This is a genomic window from Sedimenticola hydrogenitrophicus (assembly GCF_029017505.1).
Lineage (GTDB): Bacteria > Pseudomonadota > Gammaproteobacteria > Chromatiales > Chromatiaceae > Sedimenticola > Sedimenticola hydrogenitrophicus_A.
The window spans coordinates 19,563-35,064 of record NZ_JAQGEI010000009.1; the positions used below are offsets into that span (position 1 = coordinate 19,563).

Here is a 15,502-nt window from a genome sequence, read left to right on the forward strand (position 1 = left end):
CCGGTGATGGGTGATATTCGGCGTTATGCAACGCGGGGTTTATCGGCGGGTGCAAATCTTGAGCAGCTGTTGCTCGAAGTCGTGCTCGCCCAGGCGCTTCATCAGCTTGCGGGTCTGTCTGGCCAGTTTTGCCGCATCCAGTTGCAGCAGCAGCTCCTTGGCGATCAGCAGCGACCCGGGCTGCATGCTGAACTCCCGCAGTCCCATGCCGATCAACAGGGGAATGTAGCGTGGGTCGCCGGCCATCTCCCCGCACATGCTGACCGGGATGCCGGCCTGCTGGCCGGCCGTGATCACCATCTGGATCAGCCGCAGGATCGCCGGGTGCAGCGGATCGTAGAGGTAGTTCACCTCGTCGTCGATGCGGTCGATCGCCAGGGTGTACTGGATCAGGTCGTTGGTACCGATGGAGAGGAAATCCAGCTCGCGGCTGAAGGCGTCGGCGGCCAGGGCGGCGGCCGGCACCTCGATCATCCCGCCCAGGGGGATACCCTTGGCGAACGCCACGCCATCGGCGCTCAGGGCCGCCTCGGCTTCGGCAATAAGCACCTTCAGCTTCCGCACCTCATGGAGGGTGGAGAGCATCGGGATCATGATGCGTACCGGTCCGTGGACGGCGGCGCGCAGGATCGCCCGCAATTGGGGCTGGAACATCTTCGGTTCCTTCAGGCAGAGGCGGATGGCGCGCAGCCCGAGTGCCGGATTGCAGCTGGAGGCGGTGCAGCCGTCGACCTGCTTGTCGGCGCCCAGATCCAGGGTGCGAATGGTGATCGGGATGCCGTCGAGTCCTTCCACCACCTCGCGGTAGGTCTGGTAGTGCTCCTCTTCATCCGGCATCTCCTGGCGGTTCATATAGAGAAACTCGGTACGGTAGAGGCCCACCGCATCGGCCTGGAGTTCACGGGTGGTCTGGATATCCTCGGGCAGTTCGATATTGGCCATCAGCTGTACCCGAACCCCTTCACGGGTGGTGGCCACCTTGCCGATCAGGCTGCGCAGCTGGGTATCCCGTCCCCACGCGGCGTCGATCCGCTCCTGATAGTGGGAGAGGATGGTCTGATCGGCCCCCGCAAGCACCACCCCCTGCTCCCCATCCACCACCACCAGTTCACCGTGGCGCAACAGCCGGGTAATGCCGTGCACACCGACCACCGCCGGAATGCCGAGGCTGCGGGCGAGGATCGCGGTATGGGACATGGGGCCGCCGAATTCGGTGATGAAGGCGGCGATACCCTGGTGGCGCATCACGATGGTGTCGGCCGGGGTGAGATCCAGGGCCAGGATCACCTTGCCGTCGAGATCCTCGTCGTTGTCGTCGTCCAGCTCCAGCAGGCTCACCTGGATCTGGTTTACCACGTGCTCCACGTCGTCCTTGCGGGTCCGCAGGTAGGGGTCGTCCATGGTGTCAAACACCTGTACCAGCGATTGGCGCTGCAGCTGCAGCGCCCATTCGGCGGCATAGGCGTGTTTGCGGATCAGCTCGATCGGTACCTCAACCAGGGCCGCGTCGTTCATCATCAGGAGATGGGTGTCGATGAAGGCGATGATGTCGGAGCGGGTGTTTCCGGGGATCCGCTGGCGGATCTCCTGCAGACGCTCCCGGGCGCCGTTGACCGCCAGCCGAAAGCGTTTGATCTCGGCCGGGATGCTGGCCTTGTCGATCAGGCGCGGGCTGATATCCAGCAGGCCGCGCTGCATGATATGGGCCTCGCCGATGGCGATGCCCCGGGTAATGCCGATGCCGTTGCCGGCGAAGGTCATTCAGGTTCTCCAAAGCGGTCGATGATCAGCGCCTCAAGGGCATTGGCCGCCTCGATCTCATCCTCGCCCTCGGTCATGAGTGTCAACTCGGTTCCCTGACTGGCCGCCAGCATCATCACCTCCATAATACTCTTTCCATTGGCCGGCCTGGCGTCGCGGATCAGCTGAATGGTGCAGCTGTACTGTCCCGCCTCGGTTATGAACTTGGCCGCCGCGCGGGCGTGCAGTCCCAGCCGATTGATGATTGTAATCTGTTTCTTGACCATAAATAGCGCACATCCCCTGCCATGGGAAACCAATATCGCACAATCCGCACGTTTGATAAAACATCCGTTACCGGCATGCGCTGCCGACGGATAAACAACTTCGGACGGGCGGGCCATTAGGTGGTTTCGCGGGGCAGGTCGCGGTGGCGGGTCTGGATCTGCCGACCACAGGAGCGGAAATGGGCGGCCAGCTGTTCCACCAAGTAGACCGAGCGGTGCTGTCCGCCGGTGCAGCCGATGGCGATGGTCAGGTAGCTGCGCCCCTCGGCCTCGAAGCAGGGGATCCACTGCTCCAGGAAGCGGATCAGGTCCTCTTTGTAGCGCTGCACATCGCCGTTCTCCTCCAGGTAAGCCTGAACCGGAGCATCCTTTCCCGTGAGCTGGCGCAGTGCCGGCTGCCAGTGCGGGTTGGGCAGGCAGCGTGCGTCATAGACAAAGTCGGCGTCCCGCGGCACCCCCTGCTTGAAGCCGAAGGACTGTAACAGCAGGGATATCTTGGTGCCCAGCCGCTCGGTGATCCGCGAGCGGATGAGGTGACGCAGTTCGTGCAACGTCGTCTGGCTGGTATCGATGCGCAGGTCGGCGACGCGCAGAAACGGTGCCATCAGCTCCCGCTCATAGCTGATCGCCTCGGCCAGCGGGCGGGCGCCACCGGTCAGGGGGTGACGCCTTCGGGTCTCGCTGAAGCGTTTGATCAGGGTCTCGTCCTGGGCCTCGAGAAAGATCACCTCATAGCGGATGTTCCGTGTCTTCAGCGGCTGTAGCAGTCTGGCGATGCTTTCGAACTCATCCGGTGCGTTGCGCGCATCGATACTGATGGCGACCAGCTCGAAGCGTTTGTCCCGTCGGCTGACCAGTTCGCTGGCGAAGGCGGGGAGCAGGAAGACGGGCAGATTATCGACGCAGTAGTAACCCTCGTCTTCCAGGGTATGGAGTGCAACGCTCTTGCCGGATCCGGAGAGTCCGCTGATGATGGCCAGCTTCATGGGTTTCCGTTGGCTCTGTCCAAATTATTGGTTGGTGTTGATGTATTTTGGTGAATGACCCTTAGGAACGGCTCCGCCGCGAACAATGCCGTGGTTTTGTAGGAGCGCCTCTGGCGCGAAGGCTTGTCGCGGTCAAGCCACTCCTACAGGCCCCACCCAGCGGATCGGGATACCCCCTGTAGGAGGCCCGCCCCCGGGCCGATATCGCGGCGGGGCGCCGCTCCTACAGGTGGTTGTTTCCATACGCGGGGGTGTGGATCTGATAGGAGCACCTCTGGCGCGAAGGTTTTCGCGGCAAAGCCACTCCTACAAAAGCACTGTCCCTCATGCAATACCTCAGCCGATCAGCCGTTGGCGCTGATCGGTAGCGGCTCCTGCTGTATGAACTCCCGCAGCAGTGCCGCGCTGTCCCCGGCCTTGCGCAGCCGCTGGCAGAAGGCTTCGTCACTGAACAGGGTGGCCAGTTTCGCCAGCAGCTGCAGATGCTCTTCGGTGGCCGCCTCCGGAACCAGCAGGCCGAACACCAGGTCGACCGGCTGCCCGTCCATGGCGTCGAAATCGGCCCCGGACTGGAGTTGGAGAAAGGCGCCACGGGCCTGGGTGACGCCGGCAACACGGGCATGAGGCAGGGCGATACCATGCCCCAGCCCGGTGCTGCCCAATCGTTCCCGCTCGAGTAGTTTGTCGAACACGGTGCCTTGGTTGAGCTCCTCCGATGCGGTTGCCAGCAGTCCGGCCAGCTCTTCAAGAATACGCTTTTTACTGCCCGCGGGATTCGCGGCACTGATGCGTTCGGCACTGATAAAGTTTGCGGGAAACATGGTTTTGCCTGTTATTCAGATTTCGGCGTTGGCCGGGTCGATACCCTTCATGCCCACACCGTTGCGATGGTTGGTGCTCTTCTCTTTGAGCTTTTTGACCTGGCGGTCCACCTTGTCGACGAGTCCGTCGATGGCGGCATACATATCCTCTTCTACACAGTCGGCAAAGACATCGGCGCCATTCACATGGAGGGTGGCTTCGGCCTTCTGGCGCAGCTTCTCAACGCTCAGAATGACGTGGATCTTGGTGACATGATCGAAGTGCCGCTCCAGACGCTCGAATTTTGTCGAGACATAGTTGTTCATGGCTTCGGTGATGTCCACATGGTGACCGGTGATGCTGATTTGCATGGTTTGCTCCTTGGTTACAGGCCTCTAGACGAGGCGCTTGCGCTCGTTTGATGGCGGAATCGCCATGGACTCGCGGTATTTTGCTACTGTCCGCCGCGCGACCTGGATACCCTGATCCGCGAGTATGCTCGCGAGTTTGTTGTCGCTGAGCGGCTTGTTCGGCTTCTCCGCAGCGACCAGTTTCTTGATCAGTGCGCGTATCGCGGTGGCGGAACACTCTCCGCCCCCAGCCGTGCTGACATGGCTGGAGAAGAAATACTTGAATTCCAGTGTACCCCGGGGGGTATGCATGTATTTTTGCGTGGTGACCCGTGAAATGGTGGATTCGTGCAGTTCCAGGGCCTCGGCGATATCCCGCAGCACCAGCGGCTTCATCGCCTCCGCACCGTGTTCGAAGTAGCCCCGCTGCAGCTCGACTATCTTGGTCGCCACCCGCAACAGGGTCTCGTTGCGGCTCATCAGGCTTTTGATGAACCAGCGCGCCTCCTGCAGGTGGTTCTTCAGATAGTTATTGTCGTCGCTGTTGTCGGCACGGCGGATCAGCCGCGAATATTCCGGGTTGACCCTGAGTTTGGGGGCGGCCTCGGCATTCAGGTCCACATGCCAGGTGCCGTCACGCCGGGTCACGAACACATCCGGGATGACATACTGGGGTTCGGTCTCGGCCACCAGGCTGCCGGGGCGGGGAATCAGTGAGCGGATCAGCTGGTTGATCGATTTCAGGGTGTCGTCATCGATCTTCAGCTTGCGTTTGATCTGATTGTGGTCCTGCTGGGCCAGCAGGTCGAAGTGATCGCTGATCAGGCGGGTGGTCAGGGCCGCCGCCGGATGGGGCTCCGGCAGCTGGCGCAGCTGGATCAGCAGGCACTCCCGCAGGTCGCGGGCGCCCACGCCGGGCGGATCGAACTGCTGAATGCGGTGCAGCACCGCCTCGATCTCGTCCTGCTCGACCGCTTCGTCGGCCATGCCGTCAAGAATCTCGTTCAGATCCATCCGCAGGTAGCCATCCTCATCGATGCCGTCGATGATGGCCACCGCGATGCCGCGATCCAGGTCGCTGAACGGGGTCAGGTTGAGCTGCCAGGTGAGGTAGTCGTAGAGGGTGCGGGCGCTGCGGCGCTGCGCCAGGTAGTCGCCGTCACCCGATTCCCGGGATGCCAGGCCGGATGAGGGGGGGAGTGTGCTGTCATAGACATCGTCCCAGCCGCTGTCCACCGGCAGCTCTTCCGGCATGGCGTTGGCCTCGCCGTTGATCTCTTTTTCGTTGTTGAGGTCGTTGCTGGTGGTTTTTTCCCCTTTCAGGCCCTCGCCATTGAGCCGTTCCAGGGTCGATTGCCGCTCATTCGGGCCGGCCTCTTCGCGGGCACTGTTATCCTCTTCGGTCTCCAGCATCAGGTTGGAGTCGAGCGCTTCCTGGATCTCCTGCTTGAGATCCAGGGTCGACAGTTGCAGCAAGCGGATGGCCTGCTGCAGCTGCGGCGTCATGGTGAGGTGTTGGCCAAGGCGAAGCTGGAGCGTTTGCTTCATGCGGGTATCTGGATCTGGTACGTAATTTGTATGATTTTCACGATTTCATTTTAGCGTAAAAAATGGCCAGGCGCACAAGGGTAAAATGGTTTATTGCCGTGTATCAACGGATGCGCTACAAACTGAACTCTTTTCCCAGATAGACCGAGCGCACCTCGTCGTGGGCCAGAATGTGTTCCGGTTCCCCCTCCGCCAACACCTGACCCTCACTGATGATGTAGGCGCGCTGACAGATTCCCAGGGTCTCCCGGACGTTGTGATCGGTGATCAGTACGCCGATGCCACGGGAAGCGAGTGTACGGATAATATTCTGGATGTCCTTGACCGAGATCGGGTCGATACCGGCGAACGGCTCGTCAAGCAGGATGAAACGGGGCTCCATGGCCAGCGAGCGGGCGATCTCCAGGCGCCGGCGCTCGCCCCCGGAGAGGCTCATCGCCTGGTTGTTGCGCAGGTGGGTAAGGTGGAAATCCACCAGCAGCGCCTCGCACGCCTCGAGCTGTTCGGGCCGTTTCAGATCCTTGCGGGTCTCCAGAATGGCGAAGATATTGTTGAATACGGTCAATTTGCGGAAGATCGAGGGCTCCTGGGCCAGATAGCCCAGCCCGAGTCGCGCCCGGGCATGCATCGGCAGGGCCGTGATGTCGTGCCCATCGATCCGGATGGTCCCGCCTTCCGAGGGGACCAGTCCGGCGATCATGTAGAAACAGGTGGTTTTGCCGGCGCCATTGGGACCCAGCAGCCCCACCACTTCACCACTGGAGACATGCAGGGAGACGCCGTTCACCACGGCCCGGCGGCGATAATGTTTCGCCAGCTTGTCGGCAGACAGGACGGTCATGGGTGGTTACTTTTTTCCGCCGATGGTGACCCGGACGCGCTCTTTGCCCTGGGCGCTGGCACCGGCCTTGACCACGGCCCGGGCGCGATCATAGATGATTCGGTCGCTCTTGAAGGTATCCTGGCCCTGGGTGAGGACGGCGTCTCCGGTCATGTTGATGATTTCGCTGTTGGCGGAGTATTCCGCCTTCCTGGCGCGACCCTTGATGGTACCCTTGTCGCCCTCGGTCTCCTGGCGGAAGGTGGCCGGATTGCCGATCGCCTCGATCTGGTCGTTCTTGTCCGGGCGCTGGGTGACGGTCACCTGGTCGGCCGTGATGAGGATGCTTCCCTGGGTCAGCTCGACATTGCCCTTGTAGGTGCTGATGCCGCTGCGGTCATCAATATCCACGGCATCCGCCTCTATATAAATGGGCTGGTCCTTGTCCGACTGCAGGGCAGCGGCGACTCCCGGCAGGATCAGCAGCAGGGCGATGGCCAGCCAGCGGCAGCGGGCGTGCGGGTCCTTAGGACCCGCACAAGAATAAGTTCCTGTATTCGGTCGCCCCTGGACCCCGCTGGTGGCGTTACGCTTTTTGGCAAGGGAACAGCCATTGCCTGCAAAGCGTGCCTTGCCAGCGTGGCCCAGGAACGCCCTCGGTACTACGGAATTATTCTTGCGCGGGCCCTTAAGGGTTGACTTCATAGCGTCCTCGTACATTGGCAAGTAGTTTGATGCGGATCGGCTGCTGGAGCCAGATCTGCATGCCTTTGGCGTCGATGCGGTCCTGGTTGCTGCGCGCGTGCACGTCAGCATCGGTCTCAACGTAATTGTCCCGTGGCTGTACCCTCAGGTCACGGGTGCGAATATGCATGGGTCGTACTCCAGGCGCCGCGGAACGGTCGATTTTAACCGCACCCTGCAAAAGAAGCACCTCCCCATCCCCGGAGAGCCAGCCGGTTTCCGAATTGACCCGCCAGGGTGGGCGGTCCAGATCGTACAGGGTGAGGCGTGGCAATTTCAGCTCGGTACTGTCATCGTCCATGAAATGGGTCATGCGTTCCGCAACCAGGCGTTTCCCGGGCCTCCCCGAGAGCTCCATCAGGGTGGAGTCGACCCCCTCCAGGTAGTAATCGACACGGTGTTCCCGGACGCGGTGCGGCGGCGCTTCCTGCGCGCTCTGCCGGGCCAGCCAGAGGGTGCCGGCAACGAGCAGCAGCAGGAGCGCGCCGATCACCAGATTTCTCTGTTCAATCATGCGGTTGGGTCTTCCATGCGCAAGCCCGGCGGGGGGCGGTCGGGGGCCGGCGCATTAGCGGAGATATTTCTCATAGGCCTGCCCCAGGGTGCCTTGGGCCTCCATCAGCAGCTCGCAGATCTCGCGTGCCGCGCCGCGGCCACCGCCGGCGCGGCTCTGCCAGTGGGCATGGGCCCTGACCAGGGGGTGGGCATCCTGCACGGTGATCGCCAGGCCCACCTGGCGCATGACGGGCAGGTCCACCACGTCGTCTCCGACAAAGGCGATCTGCTCGTTGCGGAGGTCCAGTTTGTCCCGCAGCTCCTCGAAGGCCGGGACCTTGTGGCGTTGGCCCTGGTAAACGTGGCGGATACCCAGGCTCTCCATGCGGATGGTGACCACGTTGGAGGTGCGTCCGGTGATGATGCCGATCTCGACGCCGCTCTTCTGCAGCAGTTTCATGCCGAGCCCGTCCTTGGAGTTGAACGCCTTGTACTCCTGTCCGTCATCCCCCAGGTAGAGGCGGCTGTCGGTCAGCACGCCGTCCACGTCAAAGATGATCAGGCGGATCTGCTTCGCCCGGTTCAAGGTCTCCTGCATCGTATCCATCCTTCAAACTGCATGAGTGGGTTAGGTAGGTACGCGCGGCTCAGACAATGCCGGCCAGCAGCAGGGTGTGCATATTCAGGGCGCCGATCGGCACCTGCCGCTCGTCCACCACAAACAGGGAGTTGATCTTCTTCTCCTGCATGATCTTCAGCACCTCGGCCGCCAGCATGTCGGCGGTGGCCGTAGTGCTGCCGTGGGTCATCACCTCCGCTACCAGGCAGTTGCGTATATCGACCGGCCGGTCGAGGGTGCGGCGCAGGTCACCATCGGTGTAGATCCCCTTGAGACGGCCCTGATCATCGATCACCGCCGTCATCCCCAGCCCCTTATCGGTCATCTCCAGCAGAGCGTCTTTCAGGCTCGCCTGCTCGGATACCCGGGGAATTTGTTCACCGGTCACCATCACGTCACCGACCAGCAGCAGCAGCCGACGACCCAGGCTGCCGCCGGGGTGGGAGCGGGCAAAGTCCTGCTCGGTGAAACCCCGCGCCTCCAGCAGTGCGATGGCCAGGGCATCCCCCATGGCCAGGGTGGCGGTGGTACTGGAGGTGGGCGCCAGATTGAGCGGACAGGCCTCCTGCTTGACGCTGACGTCGAGATGCACATCGGCCTGGCGCGCCAGGTTGGAGGTGGGATTCCCGGTCAGGGCTATCAGCGGCACACCCAGGCGCTTGATCAGCGGCAGGATGGTGAGCAGTTCGGCGGTCTCTCCCGAGTTGGAGAGCGCCAGCACCACGTCCTTGGCGGTGATCATCCCCAGGTCGCCGTGGCTGGCCTCGCCGGGGTGTACGAAGAAGGCCGGGCTGCCGGTACTGGCCAGGGTAGCGGCGATTTTACTGCCGATGTGGCCCGATTTACCCATCCCGGTGACGATGATGCGGCCGTCACAGTTCAGCATGAAGCCGCAGGCATGGGCAAAATCGCCATTGATCCGGTCGGACAGCGCCTGGATCGCGGCGGCCTCGTTATGAATGACGGCCAGACCCAGGGCCTGGAGTTTTTCAGCCTCTTCGGGCGAGGGTTTGCAGTTCTTGTTCATGTGAGGTGTTGTTCTGCATCTGTTGGTATGCCGTGGGTTGGTATGCCGCGGGTGCGGAGACCGGGGCATCATCTGTGTGCATAAAGAGTACTCCCTGATAGGCGAGAAAGGCCAGCACCAGGAGCAATCCTTCGAAACGGTTGATTCGCCCGGCGCCGCCGAAGCCGTAGCTGATGACGAACAGGGCCAGGGTCAGGCCGATCATCATGGTCATATCCCGGCTCAGCACCAGCGGGTCGAACGGCCCGGGGGCCATCAGCCCCGGCACCGCCAGCACCGCCAGCAGGTTGTACATATTGGAGCCGATGATATTGCCGATGGCGATATCGTGCTCATTCTTCACCGCGCTGGCGATACTGGCGGCCAGTTCCGGCAGGCTGGTGCCCAACGCCACGATGGTCAGGCCGATGATCAGGTCGCTGACTCCGAAGGTGGTGGCGATGTTGACGGCGCCCCAGACCAGGATCCGGGAGCTGAACAGCAACAGGGCCAGCCCCAGGCAGAAATTGAACACCGCCTTGCCGGTGGTCATCTCCCCGGGCAGCTCGTCGATAATTTCCGCGGTGATCGGGTCGCCGACCAGACTGCGCATGCCGATGCGCACCATGGCGAACAGCATCGCCACCAACCCTGCCAGCAGTACCAGGCCGTCGATTCTGCCCAGGTTGCCGTCCAGCATCAGCAGCAGGGTGCCGAGACAGACCGCCAACAGGATCGGGTATTCGCGGCGCAGGGTCTCCGAGCGCACGTTCAGCGGCGCAATCAGCGCGGTGACGCCGAGGATCAGGCCGATATTGGCGATGTTCGAACCCAGGGCGTTGCCGATGGCCAGTCCGCTGTTTCCCTGATACGCCGCCATGCCTGAGACCAGTATCTCGGGTGCCGAGGTGCCGAAACCGACAATGGTCAGTCCGATAATCATCGGCGGCAGCCCCAGATTGCTGGCGATGCCGGAGGCGCCGATGACAAAACGGTCGGCACCCCACACCAGAAGAGAAACCCCGGCAACGATGGCGATAATATCTAGCAGCATAGAGAGAATGAAGGGGGATGAGTCGGTTAATATTCCGCCGTCTTTTACGGCGCAGGCATTGTTTCAGACCTGGCGGGAATTGTCCAAGTTTGTTGCCATCGGCCAGCAATTCTAAATTCCTGGGGTAATCCCGACTCAGTCGGGGGACTCGTCAGGTTTGACCTGTCCATGGAACACGCGTCTCTGGCGGACAGATGGCAAATGAACTCTCGCCAAGACGCCAAGAGCGCAAAGTTTAAAGGCAGAAATCGGTTTTGCTTGGCGTCTTGGCGTCTTGGCGAGAGTAATGAACCTTTTTAACCAGTTTGGGATAATTAAACAGCTATGTGAAAGCCATGTTTAGAGCTGCGGGTCGTCGACATGGTGGGGGCGCCACCCGGCGAGTCGTTATTCGGCCCGGTTACGGGTGGCGCCGCAGCGGCTGCAGCGGTAGCGGTTGACCAGCCGCCCCTGCTTGACATCGAATACCTGGGATTGATCGAGCACCCACTTGTGGTGGCCGTGCCGGCACAGCGTGTTGCCCTTGTGGCGTTCACCGGCGCTGGGCTTTCTGAACGGGAGTATGCGGCCCATTTCAGTCGATATAGAAATCCTGGGTCAGGGTCGCTTCGATCTGGCGATTGGTGTCTTCCGGCGTCACTTCAAGGATGAACTTCAGGGACTCCCGGTCGACAATCGGGAAGTCGCCGATATAGTAGATGGCGCCGCTCTCGCGAATCTCCCGCAGCTCGATCCCTTGGCGTCTGCCGATCAGGTTCAGGGCATAGGCCGTCACCTTGGCCGTGACCGGCTGGCCGGTGGTCCCCGGGACATCCTTGATCACGCTGACATTCAACAGTCCCCGGTATTTACTGCGCACAATCTGGTAACCGCGGGCGACTTCGGGGCTCAGTATCGCGGTCGGTATGGCGTTGTGGTGGATGGTGTAACCGTTGAATCGGGTGCTGTTCTCGGCGACCGCCAGTGGGCTGGTCAACAACAGGAACAGGATAGTGCTGATGGTGGAAATCCGGACTTGCATGGTACTGCCTCTCTTCTGGATCAACCGGTATCGGTCTGACGGATGACGTGTTCTTGCCTTAAGAATAGCCTTAAATTGATTGAATCACAGCTCGCCGCGGTCGCATCCCACACTTATCCCTGTCCATCCGCGGTTGTTCCCCAAGGCCGGGCGCTGTCCGGCTCAACTGGCGGTTCTTCTCGCCGCCACCAGTTTGGGTTTCGGCCGGGCCTCTTCCGCCAGGGGGTAGCTGGCATTCAGGGTGTGGTGGATATTGCGCAAGATGGTCAGCTGCTTGGCCACCGCGTTGTGCTGCTGCTCCAGTTCGCTCAGCCGTGACTCCAGGGTATCCCGTGAGCGGCTGATCTTCTGCAGGTCCAGCAGCCGGCGTTCCATCTGCTCCTTATGGTCGCGGATCTGGAAAGTGAGGGGTTCCAGCGCGGTGCTGAGCCAGGAGTCCACCTCCTGTCGGGCCTGAAAGAAGATATCCCGGGCCCGGCTTACCATGGCGACAAAGAAGCGCTTCACCACAAAGTGCTTTTCGGTCATGGCGGTGACCGGGCTCTTGCGGAAGATCTCCGCCTCCTGGTAGAGCATCTCCAGTTCCACCCGGTAACGCATGATCGAGAACATCTTAGGCTGCACCACCGAGAAGCCGTGTTCATTCTGAAAGCGCCGGTAGATACTGCGGATCAGCTTGCGTGCCTGTTCGCTCTGCTCCACCACCAGCTGCATATTGCCGCGCATGTCATCAAACAGGGAGCGCATGCTCGACTTCAGGCCGAGGGTGGTCCAGTTATCGGTCATGGCGTTGTGGGTGGTGGTGATGGAACGCTCCAGCTTCTTCAGGTCCAGGGCCTCCCGCAGGGTGTTGGCCTGCTCTTTCAGGATCTTGCGGCTGGCCTGGAAGCTGCTGACGTTGCGCATGTAATCCGCTTGTTCGGAGCGGGTCTTGGTCATCATGTGCTCGATCATGTCCTGGCTCTTGCCGCTGAGCTGGCGCAGTTCATCCAGTTGCGTCTGGATGCCGTTCAGCTTGGTGGCGACGATACCCCGGGTGTTCTCCACCATCTGGCTGATCTCGGCGGTGACCGTATCCTTGATGATCTCCTGGCGTGAGTCGAGGATGTCGTTGGAGAGATAGTGCTCCAGCTGCAGCAGGCGGCTCTGCTCCATCAGCTGGTGGTCGCCCTTGATCTTGCCCAGCAGACCCTTGTGGGCCGACACCGGAAATATCGCCTGGCGGCCGACCCCCAGGATCTGGGCGGTGTGGTTGCACTGGCGGTTGATGGCGTCGTTGATACTTGTCTCGTCCTGCAGTTCATCCCAGAGCGTATCGATCTTGTTCAATACCACGATCAGGCCGCGCCGGCGGCTGCGCTGAAAGCCCTTGATATGGTTCTGCCACATCTCCAGGTCGCTGCGGGTGACCCCGGCATCAGCGGCCAGTACGAACAGCACCGCCTGGGCCGAGGGAAGCATTTTCAGGGTCAGCTCGGGCTCGCTGCCGAGGGCGTTCAGGCCCGGGGTGTCGAGGATGGTCAGCCCCTGCTTCAGCAGGGGATGGGGGAAACTGATCATGGCGTGACGCCACTTGGGTATCTCGACAAAATCGGGTGGCCGGCTCTGGTTGGGGTGCTGCTGGGGGTCGTACATGCCCAGGCGCAGCGCCTCCGCCAGGGTCACCTTGCGGGTCTTGATCACCTCCTGCAGGCACTCTTCGACCTGGTCCGCCGACTCCAGGTTCAGCGGGTAGGTCACCCAGAGGGCCGGTTTCCGCTTCAGGTCGCGGATGCTGGTGTCCTGCAGCCGGGTCTCGATCGGCAGCAGCCTGACATAGGCTTGTCCCGCCTGTTGGTCGTAGAACAGCTCGGTCGGGCACATGGTGGTGCGGCCGGCGGTGGAGGGGAGCAGGCGGCGGCCGAAGTCGGAGAAGAAGATGGCATTGATCAGCTCGGTCTTGCCGCGGGAGAACTCGGCCACGAAGGCGATGGTCAGGCGATCGCTGTAGAGCGCTGCGAGACATTCGCGGATGCGTTTTTCACTCTCGTCGGTGGCCAGGCGGTGCTTGCCGAGCCAGCTGTAGTAGAGCTTGACCGTACGGATAATGTCCGCCTTCCATTGCTCGTAGGCCTTCAGCTGTGATTCCAGTCGCGATCGCTCCACAGGATGCTCCTTCTGTTACGTTGGTCGATCTTACTCCGGATGTTCGAGAAATTATAGGCAGTTTCACGGCTACTGCATTGAAATTTCAGATAAACCGCGGCTTTTTCTTACGCTTTTGTGAGGGAGATTGGGAATTTGCGTGGTCTCTGGATGCGGAATTGCTTGTGCTTGCCGCTGTCGCCGCTGATCAGGCTGACCTGGTCACGCCCGACCCCGAAGGCCTTGGCGAGGAAACGCACCAGGTGTTCGTTGGCCTTGCCCTCCACCGGTGGGGCGGTGATGCGCACCTTGTACCGGTCGCCATAGGGGCCGACAAACTGGTCTTTTCCGGCCCGCGGCTGGACCCGCAGCCAAAGCAGCAGGTCCTCCCCCTCCCAGCGGTACCAGTCAGCACTCACGGACGCGATGTTCCGCCGTCAGAGGAGCAGGCCGGCGGTGAGCATCTGCAGCGGCGGGAGCAGCAGCATTTTCAGCAGCTGCAGCCCCACCAGCACCGCCATGGGCGAGAGGTCCAGGCCGCCGATGGGGGGGATCAGGCGCTGGGCCGGTCGCAGCAGGGGCGCGGTGACGCTGTGCAGCAGGTCGGTGAGAGGACTGTAGCTGTCCGGATTGACCCAGCTGAGGATCACCTGGATCAGGATGGCGAACAGGAAAAAGTTGATGGCCAGGCCGATCAGCTCGGGTATGGCGATGGCCATGGCGGCCAGGAGCTGGGGCGCCTGTGCCGAGACCAGCATGATCAGCACCAGCTCCAGGGTCTTGAGCAGGAACATCAGCACAATGGAGGCGATGTCGATGCCGCCCACTCCCGGTATGACCCGGCGTAGCGGGCGCAGCAGCGGTGTGGTCACCTTGACCGTGAACTGGGAGATCGGGTTGTAGAAGTTCGCCCGTACCAACTGCAGGATGAAGCGCAACATCACCACCAGGATCAGCAGGTCGAAGACGACCTGGATGAGGAACGCCAGTGGCTCGGTCAGATAATTGCTCCCCATCAGTGGTTACCCAGCATCTCGGAGAGCTCCCGGGAGCGTTCGCAGGCCCCGGTGACGGCCTTTTCGAACAGTGCCCGGAGTTCGCCCTGTTCCAGGATCGACAGGGCGCGCTCGGTGGTGCCGCCGGGCGAGGTGACCTTCTGGCGCAGGGCAGCCGGGCCGTCGCTGCTCTCGATGGCCATGCGTGCGGCGCCGAGGGCGGTCTGGATGGTGAGCAGGCGGGCCGTATCGGCGGTCAGGCCGTTGGCGATGGCGGCCGCCTCCATGGCCTCCATGACCAGGAAAAAGTAGGCCGGGCCGCTGCCGGAGAGGGCGGTGACGACGTCCATCAGCGCCTCGTCATCGACCCAGCGGGTGAGGCCCACCGCGCGCAGGATCGATTCCGCCAGATCCCGCTGCGCCGCGGATACGCTGCCGCCGGCATGCAGCACGGTGGCACCGGCCTGCAGCATCGCCGGAGTGTTGGGCATGCTGCGTACCAGGGTGATGTCGCCACCCAGCCACGCCTGCAGGTCCGCCTCGCGGATACCGGCGGCGATCGAGACGACCAGGGGATGGCGCTGTTGCACGGCGGCCCTGATGTCCCCGCATACCTGCTCCAGGGCCTGCGGTTTGACCGCCAGCACCACCACGTCCGCCCGCTGGACGGCGTCGATGTTGTCCGTCGCCGACTGGATGCCGAAGCGGGCCGAGAGATCGGCCAGCTTGCCGTTGTCGGGGTCGCTGGCAACGATCTTTTTCGGTGCATAACCGTCCGCCACCAGGCCGCCGATCAGGCTGGAGGCCATATTGCCGGCACCGATGAATGTGATTGTCTTGCTGCTCATGTCGCTCATAGTAATTGTTTGTGGTGGTTGATGGCAGCCCGGTTGGCTGGAGTTCCTATCCTAG

Annotated in this window: 18 protein-coding genes; all 18 read right to left on the minus strand. The window is 61.9% G+C overall.

The features are described 5' to 3' along the window. Positions 1 to 39: 39 nt before the first annotated feature. Entirely contained in the window at positions 40 to 1,761 is a 1,722-nt protein-coding gene (gene ptsP, locus O9K64_RS07100; RefSeq protein WP_275097381.1) for a phosphoenolpyruvate--protein phosphotransferase, read from the minus strand. Then, positions 1,758 to 2,027 (minus strand): HPr family phosphocarrier protein, encoded by a 270-nt coding sequence (locus O9K64_RS07105; protein ID WP_275097382.1) that lies wholly within the window; start codon positions 2,025 to 2,027, stop codon positions 1,758 to 1,760. The genes ptsP and O9K64_RS07105 overlap by 4 nt, the downstream gene beginning before the upstream one ends. Before the next feature lie 116 nt (positions 2,028 to 2,143). Then, positions 2,144 to 3,013, minus strand: a complete 870-nt coding sequence (gene rapZ, locus O9K64_RS07110) for an RNase adapter RapZ (protein ID WP_275097383.1) — start codon at positions 3,011 to 3,013, stop codon at positions 2,144 to 2,146. A 344-nt stretch (positions 3,014 to 3,357) separates the two neighbouring features. Then, the gene (locus O9K64_RS07115) at positions 3,358 to 3,834 is read right to left on the minus strand and encodes a PTS sugar transporter subunit IIA (RefSeq protein ID WP_275097384.1); all 477 of its coding nucleotides are present in this window, start codon (positions 3,832 to 3,834) and stop codon (positions 3,358 to 3,360) included. 15 nt (positions 3,835 to 3,849) lie between these two features. After that, positions 3,850 to 4,185 (minus strand): ribosome hibernation-promoting factor, HPF/YfiA family, encoded by a 336-nt coding sequence (gene hpf, locus O9K64_RS07120; protein WP_260295176.1) that lies wholly within the window; start codon positions 4,183 to 4,185, stop codon positions 3,850 to 3,852. Positions 4,186 to 4,209: 24 nt separating this feature from the next. Then, positions 4,210 to 5,712 (minus strand): RNA polymerase factor sigma-54, encoded by a 1,503-nt coding sequence (locus O9K64_RS07125; RefSeq protein ID WP_275097385.1) that lies wholly within the window; start codon positions 5,710 to 5,712, stop codon positions 4,210 to 4,212. 115 nt (positions 5,713 to 5,827) lie between these two features. Continuing rightward, positions 5,828 to 6,553: an LPS export ABC transporter ATP-binding protein gene (gene lptB, locus O9K64_RS07130; RefSeq protein WP_275097386.1), complete on the minus strand. Its 726-nt coding sequence runs from the start codon at positions 6,551 to 6,553 to the stop codon at positions 5,828 to 5,830. A gap of 6 nt (positions 6,554 to 6,559) precedes the next feature. Then, positions 6,560 to 7,237 carry a lipopolysaccharide transport periplasmic protein LptA gene (gene lptA, locus O9K64_RS07135; protein ID WP_275097387.1) on the minus strand — a complete coding sequence of 226 codons (678 nt, stop codon included), beginning with the start codon at positions 7,235 to 7,237 and terminating at the stop codon, positions 6,560 to 6,562. After that, a complete protein-coding gene (gene lptC / locus O9K64_RS07140; RefSeq protein ID WP_275097389.1) occupies positions 7,221 to 7,790 on the minus strand; it encodes an LPS export ABC transporter periplasmic protein LptC in 570 nt (189 codons plus the stop codon). Before lptC ends, lptA begins: the two co-directional genes overlap by 17 nt. A gap of 54 nt (positions 7,791 to 7,844) precedes the next feature. Beyond that, positions 7,845 to 8,369 (minus strand): 3-deoxy-manno-octulosonate-8-phosphatase KdsC, encoded by a 525-nt coding sequence (gene kdsC, locus O9K64_RS07145; RefSeq protein WP_275097390.1) that lies wholly within the window; start codon positions 8,367 to 8,369, stop codon positions 7,845 to 7,847. Between the two features lie 49 nt (positions 8,370 to 8,418). Beyond that, positions 8,419 to 9,417 carry a KpsF/GutQ family sugar-phosphate isomerase gene (locus O9K64_RS07150; RefSeq protein WP_275097391.1) on the minus strand — a complete coding sequence of 333 codons (999 nt, stop codon included), beginning with the start codon at positions 9,415 to 9,417 and terminating at the stop codon, positions 8,419 to 8,421. Beyond that, positions 9,380 to 10,450: a calcium/sodium antiporter gene (locus O9K64_RS07155; RefSeq protein ID WP_275097392.1), complete on the minus strand. Its 1,071-nt coding sequence runs from the start codon at positions 10,448 to 10,450 to the stop codon at positions 9,380 to 9,382. The genes O9K64_RS07150 and O9K64_RS07155 overlap by 38 nt, the downstream gene beginning before the upstream one ends. A gap of 387 nt (positions 10,451 to 10,837) precedes the next feature. Beyond that, a complete protein-coding gene (locus O9K64_RS07160; protein WP_275097394.1) occupies positions 10,838 to 11,023 on the minus strand; it encodes a hypothetical protein in 186 nt (61 codons plus the stop codon). Position 11,024: 1 nt separating this feature from the next. Further along, positions 11,025 to 11,471 (minus strand): DUF4426 domain-containing protein, encoded by a 447-nt coding sequence (locus O9K64_RS07165; RefSeq protein ID WP_275097395.1) that lies wholly within the window; start codon positions 11,469 to 11,471, stop codon positions 11,025 to 11,027. Between the two features lie 162 nt (positions 11,472 to 11,633). Beyond that, positions 11,634 to 13,616, minus strand: a complete 1,983-nt coding sequence (locus O9K64_RS07170; protein ID WP_275097396.1) for a dynamin family protein — start codon at positions 13,614 to 13,616, stop codon at positions 11,634 to 11,636. A 107-nt stretch (positions 13,617 to 13,723) separates the two neighbouring features. Then, positions 13,724 to 14,014: a DUF167 family protein gene (locus O9K64_RS07175; RefSeq protein ID WP_275097397.1), complete on the minus strand. Its 291-nt coding sequence runs from the start codon at positions 14,012 to 14,014 to the stop codon at positions 13,724 to 13,726. Positions 14,015 to 14,032: 18 nt separating this feature from the next. Beyond that, positions 14,033 to 14,611: a YggT family protein gene (locus O9K64_RS07180; RefSeq protein ID WP_275097398.1), complete on the minus strand. Its 579-nt coding sequence runs from the start codon at positions 14,609 to 14,611 to the stop codon at positions 14,033 to 14,035. Then, on the minus strand, positions 14,611 to 15,438 hold the full coding sequence (gene proC, locus O9K64_RS07185) for a pyrroline-5-carboxylate reductase (RefSeq protein ID WP_275097399.1): 828 nt from the start codon (positions 15,436 to 15,438) through the stop codon (positions 14,611 to 14,613). The genes O9K64_RS07180 and proC overlap by 1 nt, the downstream gene beginning before the upstream one ends. Positions 15,439 to 15,502: the final 64 nt, after the last annotated feature.